General features: G+C 65.1%; 24 protein-coding genes. 11 read left to right on the plus strand and 13 right to left on the minus strand.

Annotation, left to right across the window (positions count from 1 at the left end; genetic code table 11):
* The 4 genes from ACSQ22_RS17720 to ACSQ22_RS17735 all read left to right on the plus strand — a co-directional run.
* Window positions 1-87: electron transfer flavoprotein subunit alpha (locus ACSQ22_RS17720; protein ID WP_233100048.1), on the plus strand; the 87-nt coding region annotated here is incomplete at its 5' end.
* Between the two features lie 76 nt (window positions 88-163).
* Window positions 164-1954, plus strand: a complete 1791-nt coding sequence (locus tag ACSQ22_RS17725; protein ID WP_436131078.1) for an acyl-CoA dehydrogenase — start codon at window positions 164-166, stop codon at window positions 1952-1954.
* A 137-nt stretch (window positions 1955-2091) separates the two neighbouring features.
* Window positions 2092-3045 carry an NAD(P)H-dependent flavin oxidoreductase gene (locus ACSQ22_RS17730; protein ID WP_055394253.1) on the plus strand — a complete coding sequence of 318 codons (954 nt, stop codon included), beginning with the start codon at window positions 2092-2094 and terminating at the stop codon, window positions 3043-3045.
* Between the two features lie 251 nt (window positions 3046-3296).
* Window positions 3297-4430, plus strand: a complete 1134-nt coding sequence (locus ACSQ22_RS17735; protein ID WP_121507081.1) for an ABC transporter substrate-binding protein — start codon at window positions 3297-3299, stop codon at window positions 4428-4430.
* 9 nt (window positions 4431-4439) lie between these two features.
* Here ACSQ22_RS17735 and ACSQ22_RS17740 read toward each other — a convergent pair whose 3' ends face one another.
* From ACSQ22_RS17740 to ACSQ22_RS17750, 3 genes are read right to left on the minus strand one after another with little or no spacing between them, the layout of a single operon-like run.
* The gene (locus ACSQ22_RS17740; protein ID WP_055394255.1) at window positions 4440-5450 is read right to left on the minus strand and encodes a cytochrome d ubiquinol oxidase subunit II; all 1011 of its coding nucleotides are present in this window, start codon (window positions 5448-5450) and stop codon (window positions 4440-4442) included.
* Window positions 5451-5460: 10 nt separating this feature from the next.
* Window positions 5461-6828 carry a cytochrome ubiquinol oxidase subunit I gene (locus tag ACSQ22_RS17745; protein WP_436131079.1) on the minus strand — a complete coding sequence of 456 codons (1368 nt, stop codon included), beginning with the start codon at window positions 6826-6828 and terminating at the stop codon, window positions 5461-5463.
* Window positions 6829-6832: 4 nt separating this feature from the next.
* Entirely contained in the window at window positions 6833-7423 is a 591-nt protein-coding gene (locus ACSQ22_RS17750; protein WP_055394259.1) for a GbsR/MarR family transcriptional regulator, read from the minus strand.
* 190 nt (window positions 7424-7613) lie between these two features.
* Between ACSQ22_RS17750 and ACSQ22_RS17755 the strand changes: the two genes are divergently transcribed.
* Entirely contained in the window at window positions 7614-8732 is a 1119-nt protein-coding gene (locus ACSQ22_RS17755) for an acyltransferase family protein (protein WP_436131080.1), read from the plus strand.
* A gap of 22 nt (window positions 8733-8754) precedes the next feature.
* Here ACSQ22_RS17755 and ACSQ22_RS17760 read toward each other — a convergent pair whose 3' ends face one another.
* From ACSQ22_RS17760 to mdlC, 4 genes are all read right to left on the minus strand, one after another.
* Complete coding sequence (locus tag ACSQ22_RS17760) at window positions 8755-9144, minus strand: hypothetical protein (protein ID WP_436131081.1); 390 nt, start codon at window positions 9142-9144, stop codon at window positions 8755-8757.
* 268 nt (window positions 9145-9412) lie between these two features.
* A complete protein-coding gene (gene rnk, locus ACSQ22_RS17765; RefSeq protein WP_055394263.1) occupies window positions 9413-9826 on the minus strand; it encodes a nucleoside diphosphate kinase regulator in 414 nt (137 codons plus the stop codon).
* A gap of 71 nt (window positions 9827-9897) precedes the next feature.
* Window positions 9898-10899, minus strand: coding sequence for a Bug family tripartite tricarboxylate transporter substrate binding protein (locus ACSQ22_RS17770; RefSeq protein WP_436131082.1), 1002 nt, complete (start codon window positions 10897-10899; stop codon window positions 9898-9900).
* A gap of 94 nt (window positions 10900-10993) precedes the next feature.
* Entirely contained in the window at window positions 10994-12586 is a 1593-nt protein-coding gene (gene mdlC / locus ACSQ22_RS17775; RefSeq protein WP_436131083.1) for a benzoylformate decarboxylase, read from the minus strand.
* 66 nt (window positions 12587-12652) lie between these two features.
* Here mdlC and ACSQ22_RS17780 point away from each other — a divergent pair, with 66 nt between their 5' ends.
* The gene (locus tag ACSQ22_RS17780) at window positions 12653-13552 is read left to right on the plus strand and encodes a LysR family transcriptional regulator (protein ID WP_436131084.1); all 900 of its coding nucleotides are present in this window, start codon (window positions 12653-12655) and stop codon (window positions 13550-13552) included.
* Window positions 13553-13632: 80 nt separating this feature from the next.
* Window positions 13633-14799 (plus strand): PA0069 family radical SAM protein, encoded by a 1167-nt coding sequence (locus ACSQ22_RS17785; RefSeq protein ID WP_436131085.1) that lies wholly within the window; start codon window positions 13633-13635, stop codon window positions 14797-14799.
* Window positions 14800-14950: 151 nt separating this feature from the next.
* Here ACSQ22_RS17785 and ACSQ22_RS17790 read toward each other — a convergent pair whose 3' ends face one another.
* Window positions 14951-16009, minus strand: a complete 1059-nt coding sequence (locus ACSQ22_RS17790; RefSeq protein ID WP_436131086.1) for a sodium-dependent bicarbonate transport family permease — start codon at window positions 16007-16009, stop codon at window positions 14951-14953.
* A gap of 86 nt (window positions 16010-16095) precedes the next feature.
* Here ACSQ22_RS17790 and ACSQ22_RS17795 point away from each other — a divergent pair, with 86 nt between their 5' ends.
* Window positions 16096-16995, plus strand: coding sequence for a LysR family transcriptional regulator (locus ACSQ22_RS17795; RefSeq protein WP_121419447.1), 900 nt, complete (start codon window positions 16096-16098; stop codon window positions 16993-16995).
* Window positions 16996-17044: 49 nt separating this feature from the next.
* Here ACSQ22_RS17795 and ACSQ22_RS17800 read toward each other — a convergent pair whose 3' ends face one another.
* Complete coding sequence (locus ACSQ22_RS17800; RefSeq protein ID WP_436131087.1) at window positions 17045-18010, minus strand: LysR family transcriptional regulator; 966 nt, start codon at window positions 18008-18010, stop codon at window positions 17045-17047.
* A 279-nt stretch (window positions 18011-18289) separates the two neighbouring features.
* Here ACSQ22_RS17800 and ACSQ22_RS17805 point away from each other — a divergent pair, with 279 nt between their 5' ends.
* Together ACSQ22_RS17805 and ACSQ22_RS17810 are read left to right on the plus strand one after the other, a co-directional pair.
* Entirely contained in the window at window positions 18290-18622 is a 333-nt protein-coding gene (locus ACSQ22_RS17805) for a nuclear transport factor 2 family protein (protein WP_436131088.1), read from the plus strand.
* Window positions 18619-19401 carry an SDR family oxidoreductase gene (locus tag ACSQ22_RS17810; RefSeq protein WP_436131089.1) on the plus strand — a complete coding sequence of 261 codons (783 nt, stop codon included), beginning with the start codon at window positions 18619-18621 and terminating at the stop codon, window positions 19399-19401. Before ACSQ22_RS17805 ends, ACSQ22_RS17810 begins: the two co-directional genes overlap by 4 nt.
* A gap of 77 nt (window positions 19402-19478) precedes the next feature.
* Here ACSQ22_RS17810 and ACSQ22_RS17815 read toward each other — a convergent pair whose 3' ends face one another.
* The 3 genes from ACSQ22_RS17815 to ACSQ22_RS17825 form a co-directional block, all read right to left on the minus strand.
* Complete coding sequence (locus tag ACSQ22_RS17815; protein WP_436131090.1) at window positions 19479-19991, minus strand: DUF7482 domain-containing protein; 513 nt, start codon at window positions 19989-19991, stop codon at window positions 19479-19481.
* 208 nt (window positions 19992-20199) lie between these two features.
* Window positions 20200-20640, minus strand: a complete 441-nt coding sequence (locus ACSQ22_RS17820; RefSeq protein ID WP_436131091.1) for a GNAT family N-acetyltransferase — start codon at window positions 20638-20640, stop codon at window positions 20200-20202.
* Between the two features lie 11 nt (window positions 20641-20651).
* Window positions 20652-21521 (minus strand): LysR family transcriptional regulator, encoded by an 870-nt coding sequence (locus tag ACSQ22_RS17825; RefSeq protein ID WP_436131202.1) that lies wholly within the window; start codon window positions 21519-21521, stop codon window positions 20652-20654.
* A gap of 185 nt (window positions 21522-21706) precedes the next feature.
* On the opposite strand from ACSQ22_RS17825, the gene ACSQ22_RS17830 reads away from it, so the two are divergent.
* Window positions 21707-22696 (plus strand): NAD(P)H-quinone oxidoreductase, encoded by a 990-nt coding sequence (locus ACSQ22_RS17830; RefSeq protein ID WP_436131203.1) that lies wholly within the window; start codon window positions 21707-21709, stop codon window positions 22694-22696.
* 60 nt (window positions 22697-22756) lie between these two features.
* On the opposite strand, the gene ACSQ22_RS17835 is transcribed toward ACSQ22_RS17830, so the two are convergent.
* Window positions 22757-24499: a phosphoethanolamine transferase gene (locus ACSQ22_RS17835; protein ID WP_436131092.1), complete on the minus strand. Its 1743-nt coding sequence runs from the start codon at window positions 24497-24499 to the stop codon at window positions 22757-22759.
* Between the last annotated feature and the right edge of the window lie 19 nt (window positions 24500-24518).

Consider the following 24518-nt stretch of genomic DNA (forward strand, 5'->3'; position numbering starts at 1 on the left):
CCTGAGGCACCGATCTTCAGCGTGGCCGACTATGGGCTGGAAGCGGATCTGTTCACGGCCGTGCCAGAACTGGTTAAGGCCCTGTAAGAACGCCACTGTGCGCACAAAGGCATCGCTCGCGATGCCTTTTTTTTGACGAAATTTCGCTTTCCCGGAGACACCCATGAGCTACACCGCCCCCGTCAAGGACATGCTGTTCGCCATCGAGCACCTGGCCAACATTGAACAGATTGCGCAGATTCCCGGCTTTGAAGACGCCGGCCTGGACACGGCGGCTGCCGTGCTGGAAGAGTGCGCCAAGTTCAATGAAGGGGTGCTGTCGCCGCTCAACTGGGAAGGCGACAAGAATCCATCGAGCTTTCAATCCGGCGTGGTCACCACCACCCCCGGTTTCAAGGAAGCCTTCCGCCAATATGGCGAAGGCGGCTGGCAAGGCCTGCAGCACCCCGCCGACTTTGGCGGCCAGGGCCTGCCCAAGACCATCGGCGCGGCCTGCATCGAGATGACCAACAGCGCCAACATGAGCTTTGCGCTGTGCCCGCTGCTGACCGATGGCGCCATTGAGGCGCTGCTCACCGCAGGCAGTGACGAGCTCAAGGCCACGTACCTTGAAAAGCTGGTGACCGGCGAATGGACCGGCACCATGAACCTGACCGAACCCCAGGCTGGTTCGGACCTGGCCCTGGTGCGCACGCGCGCCGAACCCCAGCCCGACGGGACGTACAAGATTTTCGGCACCAAGATCTTCATCACCTACGGTGAGCACGACATGGCCGAGAACATCGTCCACCTGGTGCTGGCCCGTGTGCAGGGCGCACCCGAGGGCGTCAAGGGCATCAGCCTCTTCGTCGTGCCCAAGTTCATGGTCAACAAGGATGGAAGCCTGGGCGCGCGGAATGACGCGCATTGCGTGAGCATCGAGCACAAGCTGGGCATCAAGGCCAGCCCCACGGCCGTGCTGCAGTTTGGCGACCATGGCGGCGCCGTGGGTTACCTCGTGGGCCAGGAAAACCGCGGCCTCGAATACATGTTCATCATGATGAACGCGGCCCGCTACGCCGTGGGCATGCAGGGCATTGCGATCTCCGAGCGCGCCTACCAGAAGGCCGTGCAGTACGCCAAAGACCGCGTGCAGAGCCGCCCCGTGGACGGCAGCATCAATGCCAGCGCCGCCATCATCCACCACCCCGACGTCAAGCGCATGCTCATGACGATGCGCGCCACCGTGGAAGGCTGCCGTGCCATGGCCACCGTGGCCGCAGCAGCGTTTGATGCTGCCCACCACCACCCCGATGCGGAAACGCGCAAGCAGAACCAGGCGTTCTATGAATTCATGGTGCCGCTGGTCAAGGGCTACAGCACCGAGACCAGCCTGGAAGTGACCAGCCTGGGCGTGCAGGTGCATGGTGGCATGGGTTTCATCGAAGAAACCGGCGCGGCGCAGTACTACCGCGACGCCAAGATCCTGACCATCTACGAAGGCACCACGGCCATCCAGGCCAACGACCTCGTGGGCCGCAAGACGGCGCGTGACGGCGGCCAGACCGCCAAGGGCATCGCCGCACAGATCGAGAAGACCGAGGCCGATCTGTTGGCCAGCGGCACCCCCGCCGCGCTGGCAGTGGCCAAGCGCCTCACGGCGGCGCGCAAGGCGCTGCTCGATGTGATTGACTTTGTGGCCGGTGGCACCAAGGCCCAGCCCAACGCCGTGTTTGCGGGCAGCGTGCCTTACCTGATGCTGGCGGGCAATGTGGTGGCGGGCTGGCAGCTGGCGCGCAGCCTGCTGGTGGCACAGGACCTGTTGCAAAAGGGACAGGACGAAGCGTTCATGCGCGCAAAAATCACTACGGCCCAGTTCTACGCTGATCACATCCTGGTGAAGGCCCCGGGCCTGCGCGACAGCATTGTGGAAGGCGCGGCCAGCGTTACCGAGTTGGCGCTGGAAGCCTTTTGAAGGTTGAGCGTGTTGTGAGGAGACGGACTGCCCGCAGAGCGGGCAGCTCATTGATATAAAAATGATAGCTGCTAGCGCTTGATGAATAAGCGCTAGAGCCCTATTTCATCCAAAAACCTGTTCAGGAAGTTGTTGCCATGTCCAAACTGCCCGCCGCGCTACAAAACCTCTCGCTGCCTGTCATCGGCTCGCCGCTGTTCATCATCAGCAACCCCAAGCTCGTCATTGAGCAGTGCAAGGCGGGTGTGGTGGGCTCCATGCCCGCGCTCAATGCCCGCCCCGCTGAGCTGCTCGACGAATGGCTGGCCGAGATCACGGAGACGCTGGCTGCCTACAACAAGGCCAACCCCGACAAGCCGGCCGCGCCTTTTGCCATCAACCAGATCGTGCACAAGAGCAACGACCGGCTGGAGCACGATATGCAGGTGTGCGCCAAGTACAAGGTGCCGATCATCATTACCAGCCTGGGCGCGCGCGAGGATGTGAACCAGGCTGTGCATGCCTGGGGTGGCATCGTGCTGCACGACATCATCAACAACAAGTTTGCCCACAAGGCGATCGAAAAGGGCGCCGATGGCCTGATCGCGGTGGCCGCCGGTGCGGGCGGCCATGCGGGTGTGAAGAGCCCGTTTGCGCTCATCCAGGAAATCCGCCAGTGGTTCGACGGCCCCGTTGCGCTGAGTGGTTCCATCGCCAGCGGCGACGCGGTGCTGGCCGCGCAGGCCATGGGCGCAGACTTTGGCTACATCGGCTCGGCCTTCATCGCTACGCACGAAGCGCGTGCCAGCGATGCCTACAAGCAGGCCATCGTGGACGGCAACTCCGACGACATCGTCTACAGCAACCTGTTCACCGGCGTGCACGGCAACTACCTGGCTCCGTCGATTCGCGCTGCGGGCATGGACCCCGACAACCTGCCCGAGTCCGACCCCAGCAAGATGAACTTTGGCGGCGATGCCAAGAAGGCCTGGAAAGACATCTGGGGCTGCGGCCAGGGCATTGGTGCCATCAACGCCGTGACCAGCACCGCCGAGCTGGTGGGCAAGCTGCGCCGCGAGTACGAGGCTGCGCGCGCGCGCCTCAAGCTCTGATGCTGCGCTGAGCTTTTTGGGCTCCACACCGCCGCCGCTGCCCAGGGCGTGGTGGCCTTGGGCAAGAGGGCTTCATTCGCCCGCAGTGCGCCTGGTGTGCACTGCGGGCGAAGCTGTTTCTGGCGCTCCCGAGGCAAGGGCAAACCCCCATAAGCCTGTTCTGGTGGCTGCGGATAATGGTGATGATCAATAACCAAAGCGCGTGTGCTTGGGTTGCTCGGTCAGCACATTCTTTGCAAGGTGGGTGCGTGATGTTTCGTTCTTTTCTGGTGCTGCTGGTTGCCTTGTGCACAGGTGGCCTGGGCCATGCCCGCAACGAGGGCGTGACCGCCGATGAAATCCGTCTTGGCGCATCGGCGGTGCTGTCGGGGCCGCTCGGGCCACAGACTGCGCAGTATGGCGAGGGCTCGCGGCTCATGTTCGACGCGGTGAATGCGCAGGGCGGCGTGCATGGCCGCATGATCCGATACACCACACTTGACGACGGCTTCGATCCCCAGAAAGCGGTGGAGAACACGCGCCAGCTGCTGGAGACCGACAAGGTCTTCATGATCTACAACAGCACCGGCACGGCGCAGACGGCCGCCATATTGCCCCTGATCAAGGAGCACCGCACCCTGCTGTTTGGCCCGGTCACGGGCGCTTCGGTGTTTCGGGAAACCCTCAACCCCTACGTCTTTCATGTGCGCGCAGGGTATGCGAGCGAGGCTGCAAAAATCGTCTCGCAGCTGCGCCAGCAGGGCATCAGCCGCGTGGCCGTGTTCTACCAGGACGACGGGCTGGGCAAAACCTTGCTGGCCGAACTCAAGAAAGCCTCCGATGAGGAAAAGCTGGCCTTCGTGGCGGAGATCAAGGTAGATCCCAAACAGCCGGACTTCGCTGCTGCGGCGCAGGCCACCGAAAAGGCACAGCCCCAGGCCGTTATCGTTGCAACCGCAGGAACCACGTTCACCAGCTACATCAAGGCCGTGCAATCGACAGCGGCGCGGCCCGCGTACTACGGGTTCTCTGTAGCCAGCATGGACGTGATCCACCGCGAACTTAAAGAAAGGGCGCGCGGCATCATCCTCGCGCAGATCATGCCGTCGCTGCGCAGCACCACGGTGCCCGTGGTGGCCGAATACCTGGCCCTGCTGCGCGCCAAGTCCCCCAGCGCCCAGCCTTCGGCTTCACAGTTCGAGGGATTCGTGCATGCCCGGCTGCTGGTGGAGGGGTTGCGCCGCACGGGGCGCAACCTGACCACGGAGTCTTTCATCAAGACGATGGAGGATGCCGGTGAAATATCCTTTGGGCGCTTTAACGTCAAATACTCGCCCAAGAGCCACAACGGCTCGACTTATGTGGAGCTGGCCATTGTGGACGCGGAAGGGAGTCTGCGGTATTGAGCGGAGGTTTCACAACCCGTACGTCAGCTCCCGCGCCTTGCCCCAGAACACCCGGTACATGAAGATGGTGTAGGCAATGATCGCTGGCAGCGTGATGGCCACGCCGATGCCGATCACCACCAGCGATTCCGTGGCGCTGGCGGCCTGCCACACTGTCAGGCGGTCGATCACGATGTAAGGATAGATGCTGTAGGCCAGCCCCAGGAAGGCCAGCACAAAGATCAGCACGGTGGCGCCGAACACGATCCAGCCGTAGCCCGCCTGCACGACGCGCGGCGTGGCCAGCACATGGCGGATGGCAAAGAAGGCCGCCACGCAGGCCAGCGGAATGGGCAGCAGCGCAAACAGCTCGGGCAGTACAAACCACTTGGCAAACACCGTGGGACTGACCAGCGGCGTGGCCAGCGAAATTCCCATGAGCGCAAACCCCATGGGCCACAGCGCACCCTGGCCCCAGCGGGCGGCCTTGCGCTGAAGATCGCCATCGGTCTTCATGAGGAGCCAGCCCGCGCCCAGCATCGCGTAGGCCGCAGGCAGGGTGATGGCAATGCCTGCGGAAAACAGCAGGCCCCAGGTGTCGTTCTGAAAGCCGGTGATGTAGGCCCCCAGCATCCAGCCCTGGGCCAGGGTGGTCGCCAGTGAGCCTGCCGCAAACAGGCGGTTCCATGTGGTCTTGTGCGAGTCGCGGGCCTTCACGCGAAAGTCGAACGCCACGCCGCGCAATATCAGCCCCACCAGCATCACGGCCACCGGCAGGTACAGGGCCGACAGCACCACGCCGTGCGCGGTCGGAAAACAGATGAGCAGCACCCCCACGCCCAGCACCAGCCAGGTCTCGTTGGCGTCCCAGAAAGGGCCGATGCTGGACACCATCACGTCCTTCTCCGCATCGGTGGCAAAGGGCAGGAGGATGCCCACGCCCAGGTCGTAGCCGTCGAGGATCACATAGGCCAGCAGGGCCAGGCCCATTACGGCCATGAAGATCAGGGGCAGGGCGGTGGCCCAGTTCAGTGCGTCCATGAAGGCCTCCTTAAACGGCGCGAGGGGCTGGCGCGGGATGGGACGCCGCCGGTGTGGGCATGGCTGGGTGTTCGGCCATGTACTTGATCACGCCCACATAGGCCACCAGCAGCAGCCCATAGACGATGAGATAGGCCGCCAGCGTGCTGGCCACCATGGCGGGCGCGTGGGGGGCCACGGCGTCGGCGGTCTTGAAAAGGCCATAGACCAGGTAAGGCTGGCGACCGATTTCGGTCACGTACCACCCGGCCAGCGTGGCCACCCAGCCTGAGAACGCCATACCCACCAGCGTGTAGAGCAGTGGCCGGGGCAGGGTGGCCAGGTCTTGCTTGCGGCGGCGATACAGCACAAAACCACCCACCCAGGCCACGGCCAGCATGAGCAGGCCCACACCCACCATCACGCGGAACCCCCAGAACACGGGCGCCACGGGCGGATGGGCACCTGGGAATTCGTTGAGCCCCTTCAGCTCGGCGTCGATGTCGTGCGCGAGGATCAGGCTGGCCGCCTTGGGGATCTGCAAGGCGTAGTCGGTGCGACCTTCCTTCTCGTTGGGCAGGCCGAACAGCGTAAGTGGCGCGCCCTTCTCGGTGTGCCAGATGCCCTCGATGGCGGCGATCTTGGCGGGCTGGTGCTCCAGCGTGTTGAGACCATGCAGGTCGCCCATGAAGATCTGCAGCGGGATCACGACGGCCACTGCGGTGATGGCCGTGCGCAGGGCCTTGCGCGTGCCTTCGTTGGCCGTGCCCTTGATGAGCTGCCAGGCACTCACACCGGCGATCAAGAAGCCTGCCGTGAGGGCCGATGCCAGCAGCTTGTGGCCCAGTCGGTAGGGGAAGGACGGGTTGAACACAATCGCCAGCCAGTCCACCGCGTGGAACTTGCCATCGATGATCTCGTAGCCCACGGGCGTCTGCATCCACGAGTTCAAACTCAAAATCCAGAAAGCCGACAGCGTGGTGCCAAAAGCCACCATGAGCGTGGCGACAAGGTGCATGCGCTCGGACACGCGCCCCCGGCCAAACAGCATGATCCCCAGGAAGGTGGCCTCCAGAAAGAACGCCGTCAGCACCTCATAGCCCAGCAGCGGTCCGGCAATGTTGCCCACATGTTCCATGAAGCCCGGCCAGTTCGTGCCGAACTGAAAACTCATGGTGATGCCCGACACCACGCCCAGCGCAAAGGTCAGCGCAAACACCTTGGTCCAGAAGTAGTAGGCCTGCTCCCAGCCCAGCGCCGCCGGTGTGCCGCGCGTGGCCGTGTGCCGCAGGCGGAAGAACACCAGAAACCAGCACAGCGCAATCGTGATGGTGGGGAACAGGATGTGAAAGCTGATGTTGGCCGCGAACTGGATGCGCGAGAGCGTGAAGGCGTCCATGGCGTCAAACTCCTGAGGGATTGCTCTTTGGCGAGTGATTGCCCTTGCCGGTCAGCCGGTCCTTGAATTCGAGCACCCGGGTAACGGCGGTGCCCATGCCCATGAGCTGCATCGCTGTTTCAGGCGCCAGGCGCTGCACGTCGTCGAACCATGTCATGAGCCGGTCGATCAGTTCGTGCATCTCGCGCATGCGTTCCTGGGCGTGGCGCTCTTCATCGGAGGAGGGCTCTTCGAGCAGCGCCATGCGCAGCATCGACAAGGTGGGTTCGATCTCGCGGCGGCGGCGTTCCTCGGCCAGCACACGGAAGATCTCCCACACGTCCTTGGGTGCCTCGAAGTACTCGCGCCGGTCGCCCGGCTGGTGGCTCAGTTTCACCAGCCGCCAGGCCTGAAGCTCCTTGAGCCCCATGCTCACGTTGGAGCGCGAAAACTCCAGCGTTTCAGCAATCTCGTCGGCATTGAGCGGGCGAGGAGACAGGAAAATGAGTGCATACATCTGGCCGACCGTGCGGTTGATGCCCCAGCGGCTGCCCATCTCGCCAAAGTGGGCCACGAACTGGCGGTTCAGAGGGGGTAAATGGTTGACGTAGGTCATATAGGCACGTATTGTGCGCTTGATTTTTGAAATTTCAGTAATTTCTGAAAATTCAGGAAATTGCGCCTTCAGAAGGCGGGGTACCGCGGCAGGCTCTGGGGCTGCGCAAACTGCTGGATGCGGGGGACAATAGAGGTTTTTGTCTGCTGGTGCGGCCCCGCCGCGGCACATGCCATACCTCCCCGCTCCCATGTCTTCGTCTCCTTCCCGCATGCCCCTGATCGATATGGTCAAGGGCGTGGCGTGCATCACCATCGTCTGGCACCACCTGGCCTTTTATGGCCCGATGTCGGACATCGCCCAGCCTCTCGCCCCCGCCTTGATGGCCTGGCTGTATGACTATGGGCGCATGGCGGTGCAGGTGTTTCTGGTGCTGGGCGGCTACCTTGCCGCAGCCAGCCTGGCGCCCCAGGGCGTGGCGCGGTTTGACCATGCCGGCAATGCAGTGGCCAAGCGTTTTGTGCGGCTGGTGGTTCCCTACGCGGTGGCGTTGTTGCTGACGGTGGTGGTGGCTGCCTTGGTGCGCCCCTGGATGGAGCACCCTTCTGTGCCGCAAGAACCCACCTTGGCGCAATTGCTGGCCAATGCCTTGCTGCTGCAGGACATCGTGGACGAAGATGCCCTGTCTGCCGGTGTCTGGTATGTGGCCATCGACTTCCAGCTTTTTGCATTGAGCGTGTTGCTCTGGGCGGGCGTCAGGGCCCTGCCGGGCGCGTGGGCCCAGCGGCACAGGGCTGTTTTGGCCCGGGTGCTCATCGTGGCAGGTGTGGCGGCGTCGCTGTGGGTTTTCAACCGCATGGCCGGGCTCGACATGTGGGCGATCTACTTCCTGGGTGCCTATGGCCTGGGCATGCTGGCGTACTGGGCAGTGCGCGCAGCCAGCCCGGTGGGGTGGCTGAGCGCCATGGTGCTTCTGGGCGGTGTGGCCCTGGCGCTGGACTTCCGGGGCCGCATTGTGGTGGCGCTCGTCACGGCGCTGTGCCTGGTGGTGGCGTTGCGGTCCGAACGTCTGCGTGCCTGGGGCGGTTTTGCGCCGCTGGTTCGCGTGGGGCAGATGTCCTACTCCATCTTCCTCGTGCACTTTGCCGTGTGCCTGCTGGTCAATGCCGTGGTCAGCCACTTGTGGCCTGCTTCGCCGGTGCCCAATGCACTGGGCATGCTGCTGGCGTTTGTCCTGTCCCTCGCCGCCGGGCGCCTGCTCTACCTGCGGGTGGAGCAGCATGTGCCCACCTGGTCCACCGCATTGCGCTGGCAGGCGGGGCTGGTGGGCACCGGTCTGCTGGTGGCTGTTACCAACAACGGGTTCTGAATGAGGGCTCGTGAAGAGCTCTTCAACGCTGTAGCTTGCGCTCGCGCCGCTTGCGCTGCCGGTCCAGAAACCAGGCCATGAAGGGCAGGATCAGCATCGAGCCCGGAATCACCCAGATGAACAGGTAGGGACTCACGGACGAGGCTGACCGCATCACATCCCGCAAATGGGCGCGCTCTGCGGCATCCCAGTTGCCCTGGCGGCGCTGCTGCACCAGCCACACCACCGAGCCCTTCATTGTTGCCATCTCGCGCTTGAGGCGGCTCTTTTCGCGGCTGTTTCCCGCCAGGAAGGAGCAGAACCATTCAGGAGCCCGCTCCATTCGCCGCTGGAATGCGACCGTCGAGTTCGGGTCGAACTGGTCAATCGATGGAGGGATGTCTGGCGTGTGTGGTGCGGGCGGTGTGGTCATGGCGGCTGCCATTGTCGCGGCTCATGGCGCTTTGCACCACCCCAATCCACGGCATCTGCACCCTCCAGGCTGGACTCGCCGGGAATAGAAGGCGCGCAGTGCTCCAGCGGGCTCCAGCTACCCAATAGCCTCAGAAACCGGCGTGCTCAAAGGCCAGGGCAGCCAAGCAGGGGCCGCCCCGCAGCGAGGGCGGCGTCCCCCCGCCCGCAGTGCGCAGCGCTGTGAGAGCGAGGGGAAGGCGCGCAGCGCCTCAGGGGGGGGGCCGAATTCACCGATGCAGTTCGCCGGCACTTTCAGGCTGGTACAGGATGTCTTTCACGCGCACCGTCATCGACTTGCCGCCCGGTCCGGGCCAGGCCAGTTCATCGCCCACCGCCAGGCCCAGCAGGGCGCTGCCCACGGGCGCGAAGATCGAGATGCGGTCCGCAGTGCCATCCGCGTCGCGCGGGTAGACCAGGGTCAGGCAGAACTCCTTGCCCGTCTCCAGGATGGAGAACTGCACGGTGGAGTTCATGGTCACCACGTTGGGCGGGATGTCCTCGGGCGGCACCACATCGGCCCGGTCCAGCTCTGCTTGCAGGTCCGCCTTGCCCGGGAAGACACTGGCCGGGATGGCGGCCAGCAGGGCTTCGATGCGGTCAACGTCGAGCGACGACAGGATGATCTGGGGCTTGCGCGCCATGGCAGTACCTCTAAGGTGGTGACAAAGCGCGGGACTGTAGACCATCGCGAATCTCGCACTGCCACGCGCGGTCAATCTCCCTGGATGTTGCGCGCCTTGATCAGTGCGCCAAACCGTGCGCTGTCGATGGAAGCCCGTGCGTTGAAGTCGGTGGGCGACATGGGGGCAGGCACCCCGCCCAGCGCCGTGATGCGGTCCTTGACGGCCTGCGTGCCCAGCACCTTGTTGATCTCGCGGTTCAGGCGCGTGACCACGTCGGGCGGTGTGCCCGCCGGTGCATAAAAACCAAACCAGGTGTCTGCGTCAAAGCCCTTCAGGCCCACTTCGTCCAGTGTGGGAACGTCCGGGAAGAGGGGTGAGCGCTTGGCGCTGCCCACGGCCAGCAGCCGGAGCTTGCCCGCTTTCACATGCGAGAGGCCGATACCCGGGTCGAACATGAAGTCCAGCTGCCCACCCAGCAGGTCCTGCATGGCCGGTGCCGCGCCCCGGTAGGGCACATGCACCGCAAATACATTGGCCTGGGTCTTGAGCATCTCGGCCGCCAGGTGGGGCGAGCTGCCGTTGCCCGGCGTGCCAAAGCTCAGCTTGCCGGGGTTGGCCTTCAGGTGCGCGAGGAACTCCTGGATGGTGTTGACCGGCAGTGTGGGGCGCACCTCCAGGAAGACCAGCACCCGTGCAGCAGCAGCCACGGGTGTCAGGTCCTTGACGGGGTCGAAAGGCATCTTGGGATACAGGTGCGGGTTGACCGACACCATGCCGCCCGAACTCATGAGCAGGGTATAGCCGTCGGCCGGGGATTTGGCCACGGCCTCCCCGCCGATGTTGCCGCCCGCACCGCCCCGGTTTTCCACCACCACCGGCTGTCCCAGCGCGGCCTGCAGGGGCTGGGTGACGGCGCGCGCAATCTGGTCGGCGGCGCCCCCGGCGGGGAAGTTGACGATGACTTTAATCGGCTTGCTGGGCCAGGTGTCTGCCATGGCGGCGGTGCTGAGCAGCACGCTGGCAGCGGCGCATGCCAGCGTGCGCAGCAGGTGGCGGGGGGTTGGGGAGGGCGGGTTGTGAAGGGGGTGCATGGTTGTCTCCAGTCAAGGTGAGCGCCCGGGTGCGCCGGGTCTGGTGTGTTGTGGTGATGGGGTGAGCCGGGAAGAACGGTTTGTGCAGGGCCTGTCAGGCCACGTCCACCTCAACCAGGATGGCGCGCGGGCTGGCCAGTGCATCGCGCAGCACCTGGTGCAGCAAGGCGGGGTCGCTCACACGCACGGCCTCGCAGCCCTGGCCACGGGCGAGCGCGAGGAAGTCGAGATCCGGCAGGTCGGTGCCTTCGAGCTTGTCGCCTTCGTGGAAGCCGAAGGTGGGGGCAAACTCCTGCAGCGCCGCGTAGCGGCGGTTCTTGAGGATGATGAAGGTGATGGGCAGCTTCAGCTGCGCCGCGCTCCACAGGGCCTGGATGGAATACATCGCCGAGCCGTCGCCCAACAGCCCGATCACCTTCTTGTCGGGTTTGGCCAGCGCAACGCCCACGGCGGCCGGCATGCCATAGCCCAGGCCGCCGCTGCACATGGTGTAGAAGGTTTCGCTTTGCACAATGGGCAGGTAGGCGTGCATGGCTGCGCGCGAGCTGGGGGCTTCTTCCACCACGATGGAGGCCGCGTCGCGCACCTCGGCCAGGGTCTGCATCACGTAGGGCACGCCCATCAGCGGCCCCGTGGGCTCCACACGCGGGCGTGCGGGGCGCGGTTGTGGCAAGGCGCGTGGCAGTGGTGCGGGGCGCGCCAGCAGGTCGAGCACCCCGAGCCGGATGCCGCCCACGGCCGAGGTGCCTTCAGGCGTCCAGGCGGCGGTGCCGGGGTCTTCAATCAGCTGCACCAGTTGCGCGCCCGGCGGCACATGCGGGCCAAAGCCTTCCACGTGGTAGGTGAAGGCGGCGGCGCCCAGCGCAAACACCAGGTCGTGCCTGCCGAGCAGCGCCACGATCTTCTCGCGCATGGCGGGCAGCACACCCGCAAACAGGCGGTGGTCCTGCGGAAAGCCGCAGCGGCCGGACATGGGCGCAATCCACACGGCAGCGTTGTGCCGCTCGGCCAGCGCCACCACCTCGTCCCAGGCACGGTCGCGGTCCACGGCGGCACCCACCACGAAGACGGGGCGCCGCGCGGCATCCAGCGCATCGCCAATGGCCTGCAGCACGCGGGGCTCGGGACGCGTTTCGGTGCTCACGGTGCGCGCCTTCAGCGGCTCGCAAGGCTTGTCCCAATCGTCGGCGGGGATAGACACCAGCACCGGCCCACGCGGCTGCTGCATGGCGATGTAGTAGGCGCGGGCGATGGCCAGTGGCACGTCTTCGGCGCGCGCGGGCTCCACGCTCCACTTCACGTAGGGCTTGGGCAGCTCGGTGGCCTGGCCCGAGAACAGGAAGGGGTCGAACGGCAGGATGGAGCGCGCCTGCTGCCCGGCCGTGATGACCATGGGCGTGCGGTTCTTGTGTGCCGTGAAGATATTGCCCATGGCGTGCCCCACGCCGGCCGCCGAGTGCAGGTTCACAAAGGCGGCGTTGTGGGTGGCCTGCGCATAGCCGTCGGCCATGCCCACCACCACCGATTCCTGCAGGCCCAGGATGTAACGGAAGTCGCTGGGAAAGTCGAGGAACAGTGGCAGCTCGGTGGAGCCCGGGTTGCCAAAGATGGTATCGATGTGAAAGCCGCGCAGCAGGTCGAGCACGGCCTCGCGCACGGTGGGGAGATGGGGTTGTTCTGAAGGCATCCCCGCATCTTCGGATGGCTTGCTCTATCCATCAATACAATGAAATGACTAATCGGTATTCACTCAATGCATATCAAAGACATCGACCTCAACCTGCTGCGCCTGTTCGATGCCGTCTACCGCACACGCAGTGTGAGCCGCGCCGCCGACCTGCTGGACCTGACCCAGCCCGCTGCCAGCCAGGCGCTGACGCGGCTGCGCCTGCTCATCAAAGACCCGCTGTTTGTGCGCGCAGGTGGCGGCGTGCAGCCCACCCCCAAGGCCGACCGGCTGGCCAACGCCGTGCGCAGCGCGCTGGGCCTGCTGGAAGAGGCCCTGAACGAGTCGGCCTTGTTCGATCCTCTGCAGTCGCGCAAGGTCTTTCGCATCCACATGAGCGATATTGGCGAGGGCCGCTTTCTGCCCGACCTGATGGTGGCGCTGCAGCGCCAGGCGCCCGGCGTGCGGCTGGAGACATTGCCCGTGCCACGCCACGAGATCCCCCAGCGGCTGGACAGCGGTGCCATCGACTTCGCCTTTGGCTTTTTGCCCACGGTGAAGGATACGCAGCGTGTGCAACTCCTCCAGGATCGCTACGTGGTGCTGCTGCGCGCAGGCCACCCCTTCGCCGCCACCAGGCGCAGCGGCCCTGTCCTGCTCAGCGCCCTGCACCAGCTGGAGTTTGTGGCCGTGCGCACCCACTCCGACACCCTGCGCATTCTGGAGATGCAACAGTTGCAGGACCGCATCCGCCTGACCACCGAGCACTTCATGGTGCTGCCCGCCATCGTGCGGGCCACGGACCTGGCCGTGGTCATGCCCCGCAACATCGCACGCACTTTTGCGGCCGACGGTGGCTACACCCTGATCGAGCCCGCACTGCCGCTGCGCGACTTCACGGTGTCGCTGCACTGGAGCCGCCGCTTTGAAAGCGACCCCGGCAACCAGTGGATGCGGGGGCTGATCGAGCAGCTGTTCAAGGAGTAAACCGGGCCAAGGCCGCGCGCATGCTTGCGGGGGCGGAGGGGCAAGCACGCAGCACCAAATGGCTGTATATTCATACAGTTATGTCTCGCACCTTCACGGACAAGTCCGACATCCCCGCGCCGCCCGAAGAGGTCCGCATCCCGCTGCAGGCCATCCGTGGCCGAGGCGCGGCCACGGCCATGGCACACCGGTTTGCGCGCGATGTGCGCGAGGCGGCCGACGACGGCTGGGGCCAACTGCCGGGGGGTAACGATGCGGACGACGATGCACCCGCTGCCCCCGCCGCCACCCGCGTGCACCTCGAAACCGCACGCAGCGCCATCTGCGCCAACGATTCGCCAGACATCTTCTTTGAACTCTCGGTGAACCCCTACCGGGGCTGCGAGCACGGATGCATTTACTGCTACGCGCGGCCTACCCACAGCTACCTCAACTTCTCACCCGGGCTCGACTTTGAAACGCAGATCGTGGCCAAACACAACATTGCCGAAGTGCTGCGTAGCGAGCTGTGCGCGCCGCGCTACGTGCCCCGTTTGATCAATATCGGCTCGGCCACCGACTGCTATCAACCTGTGGAGCGCGAACTGAAGCTCACCCGCAGCCTCATCGAAGTGATGCGCGACGCGCGCCACCCGTTTTCGCTCATCACCAAGTCCAGCGGCGTGGAGCGCGACCTGGACCTGCTCGCCCCGCTGGCGGCGCAGCGCCTGGCTGCGGTGTACGTCACCATCACCACGCTCGACGCCACCCTGGCCCGCCGCATGGAACCCCGTGCCGCCGCGCCCCACCGGCGCCTGCGCACCATCCGTGCGCTGGCCGAGGCGGGTGTGCCGGTGGGCGTGAGCGTGGCGCCGCAAATCCCCTTCATCACCGAAGACATGGAGCAGGTGCTGGAGGCTGCGCGCGACGCGGGCGCGCGCAGCGCCTTCTACACCGTGCTGCGCCTGCCGTGGGAGCTGGATGCGCTGTTTCGCGAATGGCTCACGGTGCACTACCCGCAGCGCGCCGCACGCGTGATGGCGCGAGTGCAAGACCTGCACCACCTGAGCGACGCCGAGCGCCGCGCGGGCAAAACCTACAACAGCGACTTCGCCACCCGCATGAAAGGCACCGGCCTGTGGGCCGACCTGGTGCGCCAGCGTTTTGCCACCACCTGCCGCAGGCTGGGCCTGAACCGCGAACGCGTGGAGCTGGACCTGGGCCAGTTTCGCCCCGGGCTGCTGCAGGGGCAAAGCAGCCTGTTCTGACCGGCTGTGTGGCGCAGTGGGTTGAAAATTTGGATAAAAATTGCTGTTTCCGCTCGTCCAGTATGACTCAATAGCTATTTAAATGATAGCAAGTGAATCGGGCTCTACAGGCGCACGCCAGGGGCCACGTGGGGGCTGTATGCATCGCCCCTCACACGGCCCACAGGCTTTGCACCACCTGCGTGTACAGCGGAATGCCCAGCACGATGTTGAGCGGAAACGTCAGCCCCAGCGACAGGCTCACATACAGCGACGGATCGGCCTCAGGGATGGCATAGCGCACCACCGCAGGTACGGCGATGTAGGACGCACTGGCCGCCAGCACCATCAGCAGCACCGCATCGCCTGCGGGCACGGCCACCAGCCAGGCCAGGCCCAGCGCCAGCGTGGCGTGGGTGATGGGGCCCAGCACCGCATAGGCCAGCAGCCAGGGCGACTGCTGGCGCACAGCAGGCAGGTTGCGCGCGGTTGATAGGCCCATGTCCAGAAGGAACAGGCACAGCATGCCCTTGAACAGATCACCCGAGAACGGCTGCATGGCCGCCTTGCCCGCATCGCCCGTCAGCAGGCCGATCAGCATCGTGCCCAGCAGCAGCAACTGCGTGCCATCGGTGAACGACTCGTGCAGGATCTTGCCCACCGACAGGTGCGGGCCGCTCTTCCCACTGACGTTGCCCGGGCCATGACCGCCCAGCGTGGCGGCGCCCCCGCCTGTCATCGCCACCACGGGCGGGGCGGCGGTGGCCATGGCCACCGCCTGCTGTTTTTGCCGCAGCGCATTGGCCAGCAGCACTGCGAGGATGATGGCGGGCGACTCCATCAGCGCCATCGCCGCCGCCATGTGGCCGCCGTAGGCGATGTGTTGCGACTCCAGGTACTGCGTGGCCGTTACAAACGTCACCGCGCTCACCGATCCATAGGTGGCTGCCACCGCCGCCGCATTGAAGCCCGACAGCACCCGCCGCAAGAGCGCATAGCCCACCAGCGGCACCACGATGGCCAGCAGCACCGCCAGCCCCAGGCTGGTGGCCACGTTGGACGTAAAGCCCGACGCCGCCAGCGCAAACCCGCCCTTGAGGCCCAACGCCATCAGCAGGTAGATCGACAAGAACTTCGAGATCGCCGCAGGCATCTCCAGGTTGGACCGCACCAGGCCCGCAAACACACCCAGGGCAAAAAACAGGATCGCAGGGTCCAGCAAGCTTTGCATCGTTCAACTCCTTGGGCGCCAATGCTATGCAGTGCAGGGTGCAAAGTAAAATCGATTCGAATGCGCTTATCTATAGATAAAAATCTATGAACATCACCTTTCGCCAGCTGCGCCTTTTTCTGGCGCTGGCCGAAACCGGCAGCGTCAGCGCCGCCGCCCGGGTCATGCACGTCACCCAGCCCACCGCCTCCATGCAGCTGCGCGAGGTGTCTCAGGCCGTGGGCCTGCCGCTGTACGAAGTCATCTCGCGCCGCGTGCACCTCACCGAAGCGGGGCATGCCCTGGCCCGCACCGCGCGCGCCATTGCGGGCGAGTGGGATGCGTTTGAGCAGCGCGTGTCTGGCGCCAAGGGGCTCACCAGCGGACGCCTCAAGGTCGCCGTGGTCAGCACCGCCAAATACTTTGTGCCGCGTCTGCTGGGCAGCTTCTGCAAGCTGCACCCACAGATCGACATCTCGCTGGAGGTGCTCAACCGCGACCATGTCATCAACCGGCTGCGCAGCAACCTGGACGACCTCTACGTCATGTCCATGCCGCCGGCCGATTTGCCGCTGGAAGACCACATCCTCATGCCCAACCCGCTCGTCGTCATCGCCGCCGCAGGCCACCCACTCGCCGCGAAAAAGCGCGTCAAGTTCACGCAATTGCAGGCCGAGCGCTTCATCCTGCGCGAAAAAGGCTCTGGTACCCGTATGGCCACCGACGCGCACCTGCGCCAGCTGGGCTTTGTTCCCAGCGCCGTACTGGAGCTGGGCAGCAACGAGGCCATCAAGGAATCGGTGGAAGGCCAGCTGGGCGTCTCCATCGTTTCCCGCCACAGCCTCGGCCCCCACCACGAGGGCCTGGCCGTGCTCAACGTGCAAGGCTTCCCCATCCAGTCGCAATGGCACCTGGTCTGGCCCAAGGGCAAGCAGCTGTCACCGATTGCGGAGGTGTTCCGGGGGCATCTGATGGGCGAGGTGAAAGGGTGGATGGAAGGACGGTGAGGGAGACGCATCTGGCTTGAATGGCTGATATCGGCCACCCAAGACCCCATCACCGACGTGGAGCCCTCTGCACAGCCGCATTCACTGATGGGCGTTGCACGCCAGGCTTGGGTTCTGGCAGATCACGGTCCAGCAGGCAGTCGATGAAAGCCGTCAATGCCGGTGATGGATGGCGCCGGTTGGAGTAGTACAGGAACAGGCCGGGCTTTGCCACCGACCAGTCGGCAAGCACCTGCACCAGCCGCCCCTGGTCAATGTGGTTGTCCACCCGCTCACGGTCAAACGCATAGGCAATGCCCAGGCCCTGCACGGCCGCAGCCACGCCCATGTCCGAGTGGTTGGTCACCAGCGGTCCTTCTGCCGCAATCTCCACCCGTTTTCCTTTTTTCTCGAACTCCCAGCGGTAGGTCCGGCCATCCATCTGAAGCCGCCAGTTGATGCACGCGTGGCCGTGCAGGTCGGCGGGCGCCTTGGGCGTGCCGCGCTGCGCCAGGTAGTCGGGCGAGGCCACGGCAATCATCTTCATTTCCGGTGTCAGGCGCACGGCGATCATGTCTTTTTCCAGCCGCCCGCCCACGCGGATGCCCGCATCAAAGCGGCCCGCAACGATGTCGCTCAGCCCGTCGTCCACCACGATGTCCAGCACCACATCCGGGTGGGCCTGGTGGAACCGCCCAAGCCGTGGCGCGATGACCTGTGTGGCGGCCATGCCCAGCGTGTTGATGCGCAGCGTGCCCCCCATCTGGCTGGCCGACGCACTGGCTTCGGCCACTGCGTCGGCCATGTCCCGAAATAGCGGTGCCATGCGCGCATACAGCTGCGCCCCGGTGGCCGTGGGCGCCACGCTGCGCGTGGTGCGGTTCAGCAATCGCGCGCCCAAGCGGGCTTCCAGCTGGCGAATCGTCTGGCTCAGCGCCGACGGCGACAGCCCCAGGTGCTCCGCCGCGCGCGCAAAGCTCGCGCGCTCGACCACGGCGGCAAAGGCCTTCAGTTCTGCAAAATCCGATCCGCGCATTCTGTATTTTTTTCTACATAGCCTATTTAAATTCTAGGCCATTCACTAATTGGTGCTGCAGGCGCATCCTGACGACTCCACCAACCCAAAGACTAAGGATGACCTGCATAACCCTCGCGAGGCGGTGGTAGTGCGGATCGGGATGGGTCACAAGGCGTCTTTTCTTGCCAATAGCCGCGCTATTGGCAAGAAGAGCAACGCAGTGGACCGCCCGAGACCGCGCTATCACAGACCGCAGGGAGTTGTGCAGGTCATCCCTAAACCAAGGAGATCGTCACCATGAACCCTTTGAGCCTCCCCGACCCCATTGCCGCTTACTTTGCGGCCGACCAACAAAAGGACGCTGAGGCCATTGCCCGGTGCTTCGCGGCACAGGCCGTCGTCAAGGACGAGGGCCGCACCCATTCGGGCATCGACGCCATCAAGGCCTGGAAGGCCGCGGCATCGACAAAGTACACGTACACCACCGAACCCTTTGCGCTGCAGCAGAGCGACGGCCACCAGGTCGTCACCAGCCGCGTCGAGGGCAACTTCCCTGGTAGCCCGGTCGATCTGCGCTACCGCTTTCGCCTGGAGCGTGGCCTGATTGCGTCGCTGGAGATCACGGTATGAGCTTCGACCTTCAACTGCGCGGCCAGCGCGCACTCGTCACGGGCGGTACCAAAGGCGTGGGCGCTGCCGTGGTGCAGGCTTTGGTGGAGGCCGGTGTGCAGGTGATGGCTACCGCGCGTTCAGCCCCTGCGCACCCGATTGGCGGCGTGCTGTACGTGCCTGCCGACGTCTCCACCGCAGAGGGCGCTGCAGAGGTTGCGCAGGCGGTGCTCACGCACTGGGGCGGCGTGGACATTCTGATCAACGTGGTGGGCGGCTCCAGCGCGCCAGGCGGGGGCTTTGCAGCGCTGGACGATGCGCAGTGGTTCAACGAACTGAACCAGAACCTGATGCCCGCCGTGCGCCTGGACCGCGCTTTGGTGCCCGCCATGCTGGCCCAGGGCGCGGGCGTCATCGTCCACGTCAGCTCCATCCAGCGCGTGCTGCCGCTGCCCGAGTCCACCACCGCCTACGCCGCTGCCAAGGCGGCCCTGTCCACCTACAGCAAGGCCTTGTCGAAAGAGGTCACGCCACAAGGCGTTCGCGTGCTGAGCGTCTCGCCCGGCTGGGTCGAAACCGAAGCCGCCGTCGCACTGGCCGAGCGCGTGGCCATCCAGGCAGGCACGGACTACGAAGGCGGCCAGCGGATCATCATGCAGTCGCTGGGCGGCATCCCGCTGGGCCGCCCCGCCAGGCCGCAAGAGGTGGCCGACCTGATCACTTTTTTGGTGTCACCGCGTGCGGGAGCGATATCGGGCTCGGAGCATGTGATTGATGGGGGCACGGTGCCGACGGTTTAGAGGCGCAGCAATGCGGCTTCTCACATCAGCCCTCGTGGAACGCCAGGAACTGACACCCGGTTGAGCTGCGGTCCGTCTTACCGCACCCCTGCCAGGCCCCCGCCACCGACAGCCCGCGTTACGGGGCAGTTGATGACGATGTCGGTGACTTCGAGCGAGACCAGGCCTTTTTCTTCGGCAGCCAATAGCTCCTCCTCCGATGTTAGCTCGGGCCCCGGATCGTGTGTCGTTCTCGTCACCAGGACGAGGCGCCACAGTGGGCTGTAGCTTCGGTCCGTGTTCGCCGCGCCCACGGGACGTGGCGCAGATTGAAAGATGCTGATCTGTTCGCCCTGCGAGAATTTGTACACACGCTCCAGCACCGAGGGGCGCGCGGCGATGGCGTCGCGCAGGCGAGGCACGTGGTTCACACCGGCGGCCTCTGCCATGGCGCCGTCCGAGATGTCTGTCGTGATGTACTCCACCTGTCGCCCGTCAACCCAGGCACGGTGCAGTGGAAGTACCGTTTCTGTCCGTCCGGCATCAAAACGGGGCCCCGCGCATCCGATGAGCAGAACCACGGATGCAATGGCGATGGTGAGACGAATCAAGTGCGACGCTCCTGGTGATGCTGAACGTTGATCCTGAGCAGCATGTGGTGGCTAGCCGACGTGAGTCGGCTCGTGCGACGGATTGGATTGCTGGCGCATGGTGCTGCCATTTTGCCCAAGCGACCTCTGACTCCAAGAAGCAAAAAAACCCCGGCGAGCGGATCCAATCAGTGGGTTGAGGCTGTCGCGTCCCCGTCATAGGGCCTGCCTAAACCAGCACATCCCGAATAGCCACGTCCTTGTCAAACTGCGCCTTGGCAAATGGGCACAGCGGGACCACCTTGGTGCCCGTAGCCCGCGCCCACTGCACCAGCGCGCCCAGCAACTCGCGCCCGACACCTTGCCCGCTGAGTGATGGATCTACCTCGGTGTGGTCCACGATGACCATCGTGGCGTTGGTGCGGCTGTAGGTCATCTCGGCCAGGCGCTGGCCGCTGTTCTCGATGGTGAAGGCGCCTTTGGCGTCTTGCTCTTGGTGCTGGATGGTGTGCTGCATGGGGTGGTGAATGAAGCAGATGGAATAGGTGCCGGAGTATGGCGCAGCAGGTATTGCCGCCGCTGACCGATTGATGAATGGGTTGCTTCTTCGGTCGGTCGGCCAGTTCAGGTTTGCTGATGCTTTGGTTGCGAAGGCAGCGCCAAGCAGCATGCCGTTTTCCGCTACGCCTGACCAAATGCCTCCGACAGAAACTCTGCCGTGGCGCGGACGCGGGCGGTGCGCTGCAGGTCGGGGTGCATGACTTGCCAGACCTCGTAATCGGTGGCGCGGCGGCGTTGGGGCCAGATGCGGACCAGGCCTTCGCGCTCGCCCATCCACACCGGCATTTCACCCAGGCCAATGCCCGCTGCCACCGCCTTGCGCACCAGCAGGCTGGAGCGCACGGCCATGGCGATGCGGGCTTGGCGGGCGGGCACACCGGCCATGGTCAGAAACGGGCTGTGCTCCAGGTAGGGGCCATAGGCCACCAGGTGGTGGCCCCGCAGCTCGTCGTCGGGCACGGGTTCGCCAAAGCGCTCGATATAGCCCGCGCTGGCAAACAGGCCCACCGGCCATGACACCACGCGGCGCACGACCAGGTCGGGCGTCTCCGGGCGGACGTTGCGAAACGCAATGTCCACCTGCCTGCGGCTGAGGCTGAGCAACTGGGTGGAGACCTCCAGGTCCACACGGATGTGGGGCCAGTGCCGCTGCAGGCGTTCGACGGCGGGCAGCAGCAGGTCGATGGCGATGGAGTCGGTACTGGTGACGCGCACGATGCCGCCGGGGTTTTCGTCCTGGCCTTCGATTTTGGTGCGCAGGTCGAGGGCTGCGCTTTCCATGCGGCGGGCGGCTGCCAGGGCCGTTTCGCCTGCCGGCGTGAGCAGGTATCCATCTTTGGCACGCAGGAACAGCTTGGCGCCCAGCTCGGCCTCAAGTGCATTCAGCCGCCGCCCCACGGTGGCCTGGTCGATGCCCAGGCTGCGCGCGGCGGCGCGCAAGGAGGGGGCTCTTGTCAGCGCGAGAAAGACGCGGGTGTCGTCCCAGCTCATGGTGGTATTCATCGGGTGGGAGTGATGCAATTTTGCATCACTACAGAGCGAAATTGCTGCGTTTGAATGGTGTGTTGGCGCTGTAACCTTGCAAGCCTGAATGACATTTTTGAGGACTGCAACCCATGCCCACTGCTTTGAGTGAACAACATCCCGCCACTGTGCAGACCGCCGTACCACCCACCATGCAGGCCATCGTGTTCGACGACTTCGGTGGGCCTGAGGTGCTGGTGGCCCGGGAGGTCCCGACCCCCGAGGTGCGTCCGCACGACCTGCTGGTGCGCAACGCCTCCATCGGCGTGAACCGCGCTGATCTGTTGCACCGCAAAGGGGCTTACGGTCGCGCCTACTTTGGCGATGCGGACACCATGGGGCTGGAGATCGCGGGCACGGTGGTCGAGGTGGGCCCGCTGGTGCGCGGCTTTGCCGTGGGCGACCGTGTGATGGGCATTGTGGGCGGCGGGGCCTACGCCGAGCTGTCGCGCATCGACCACCGCATGGCCATGCATGTGCCGGAGGGCCTGGGCCTGGTGGCTGCGGGTGCGGTGGCAGAGGTGTTTGTGACTGCACACGAGGCGCTGTTCCACCTGGCCAACCTGCAGGCGGGCGAGTCGGTGCTGATCCACGCCGCCGCAGGCGGCGTGGGCTCGGCGGCGGTGCAACTGGCGAAAGCGGCGGGCGCACGGGTGTTTGGCACAGCAAGCGGTGACAAGCGCGATGCAGTGCTGGGCTTTGGCGCGGATGTGTTCATTGATTACCGCAGCGAGGACTTTGCGGCCGTGGTGGCGCAGGCAACGGACGGCAAAGGTGTGGACGTGGTGATCGACTTCATTGGTGCGCCATACCTGGAGCGCAACGTGCGGTCGTTGGCCGTGGGCGGGCGCATGGTGGCCGTGGGCTTGCTGGGGGGCGCGCAAGGCGCCACGTTGCCGATGGACGCCGTGCTGTACCGCCATCTGCAGATCTTTGGCACGGTGATGAAGTCGCGCCCGCCCGAGGTCAAGCAGGCCATGGTGCAGCGCTTTGCCGAGCGGTGGCTGCCTGCGCTGGCGGCCGGTGCGATCTGGCCGGTGATTGACAGCACCTACCCGTTGGCAGATGCCGCGCAGGCCCACAGTCGCATGGAATCTGGCGTCAACGTCGGCAAGATTCTGCTGCTGCCAGGGGCGGCGTGAGGCGCGCAGAAGTTCATTGTTGCGGTTGGGGCATGGCGCCCGGGCAGGCCCGACTCCGCGTCAGCCCGCCGCTCTGGCCGCCCCTGCCGCCTGTCGGCAACCTGCAAACATGTCCAGCCGCGCGCTGTACGCCCCGGTCTTCACATCCATCAGCCCCAGCACCGAGTGAAAGTAGTTGTCGTGGGTGATGCGCCGCTCGGCCAGCTCGTGCTGCAGGCAGCCGGTGGCGACCTGGGTGCGCGCCTGCATGGCGGGCGAGAGCCAGGTGATCCACGGCACATGCTTTTGCACGTCGGGCGCAATGGAGTAGGGCAGGCCGTGCAGGTAGAGGTTGTTCTCGCCCAGTGATTCGCCGTGGTCTGCTACGTAAATCATAGCTGTTTGCGCTTTGCTATCCTGCGCTGTGAGCCATTTGAGCACTGAATCGAGGAAAAAGTCCGTCTCCACGACGCTGTTGTCATACGCGTTGACGACCTGCTGGCGCTCACACTCCTGCAGGGAGGTGGATGTGCATTCGGGGCCAAACTTCTTGTTGTCGGGCGCCGAGCGTTTGTAGTACGCGGGGCCGTGGCTACCCATCTGGTGCAGCACGACCACGGTGCCGCGCTGGCGCTGTTCCGCGGGCAGGGCGGCGATCCGGGTGTCCAGGTCTTGCAGCATCACGCGGTCCAGGCACTCGCCGCCGGGGCACAGGGCGGGGTCGGGCGTCGGGCTTTTTGGCGCGCTGGTGAGGGTCTCGCCAATGCGGTCGCACACGCCTTTGCAGCCGGACTGGTTGTCCACCCACAGCACGGCCAGGCCTGCGTGGTGCAGCACGTCGATGAGGCTTTCAAAGTTGGCAGCGCGCGCTTCATAGCCCGTGCGGCCCAGGTGCGAGAACATGCAGGGCACCGATGCTGCGGTGCTGGTGCCGCACGACCACGCATTGCGGGCGCTGACGAGGTCCGTGCGGGCCGCGAGCAGCGGTGTGGTGTTGCGCTCATAGCCGTTGATGCCGAAGTTGCCACTACGGCCGGTTTCGCCCAGCACCAGCACCAGCAGCGGGGGTTTGGCCTGGCCCGCATAGCTGGCGCCCAGCTGTGCATCGCGCCCCAGGGGCAGCAGCTTGCTGGTGTCCATGCGCAGGGGCTTGGTGGCGATGTTACCCAGCGCGTACACGCTGTTGAGCGGGTTGATCAGGTAGCGCAGCTTGGTGTGGTTGCGCATGGTCGATGCAAAGTCCTGGAACACCAGCAGCAGGCACAGCACGATGACGGCGATGGCGCCCGCCAGCAGCAGCCCGTTGTGCGCCGCGTGGCGCAAGGTGCTCAGCCGCAGCACGGGGCGGCGCAGCAGCCACCACAGCGGTGGCACGGCCAGCGCCAGTACGGTGGCCAGCATGCGCCAGTTGAGCAGGTCACCCGCCTCTTTGACGTCGGTTTGCAGCACGTTGGTGAGCATGCTGGCGTCAATGGCCACGCCGTAGGCCAGCATGAAATACGCGCCAAACGCAGCCATCACCACCAGCACGGTGGCGGCGGGCTTGAGCGTCCAGCGCCAGGCCAGCAGGCTCAGCAGTGCGGCATTGCCCGCTGCCACGATGAGCGCAAACGCGATGGCAAAGCCCCAGCCGCGCAGGCTGCCCTGGCCCGGCAACTGCGCCACCTCGCGCCACAGCGGCACATTGCAGGCCGTGGCCAGCCAGGTGCTGATGAGCACCACCACCCAGGCGGGGTGCAGGTGGCGTGTTGCGGTGGAAACGGGCCGGGGCGCGGTGCCCGTGGCCAGGTGGGGAAGCAGCAGGCGCTGCAGTATCAAAGGCATGGGGCGCACTGTGGCGCCC

Origin of the sequence: Acidovorax sp. LjRoot38 (genome assembly GCF_964252975.1) — a bacterium.
Lineage (GTDB): Bacteria > Pseudomonadota > Gammaproteobacteria > Burkholderiales > Burkholderiaceae_C > Acidovorax > Acidovorax facilis.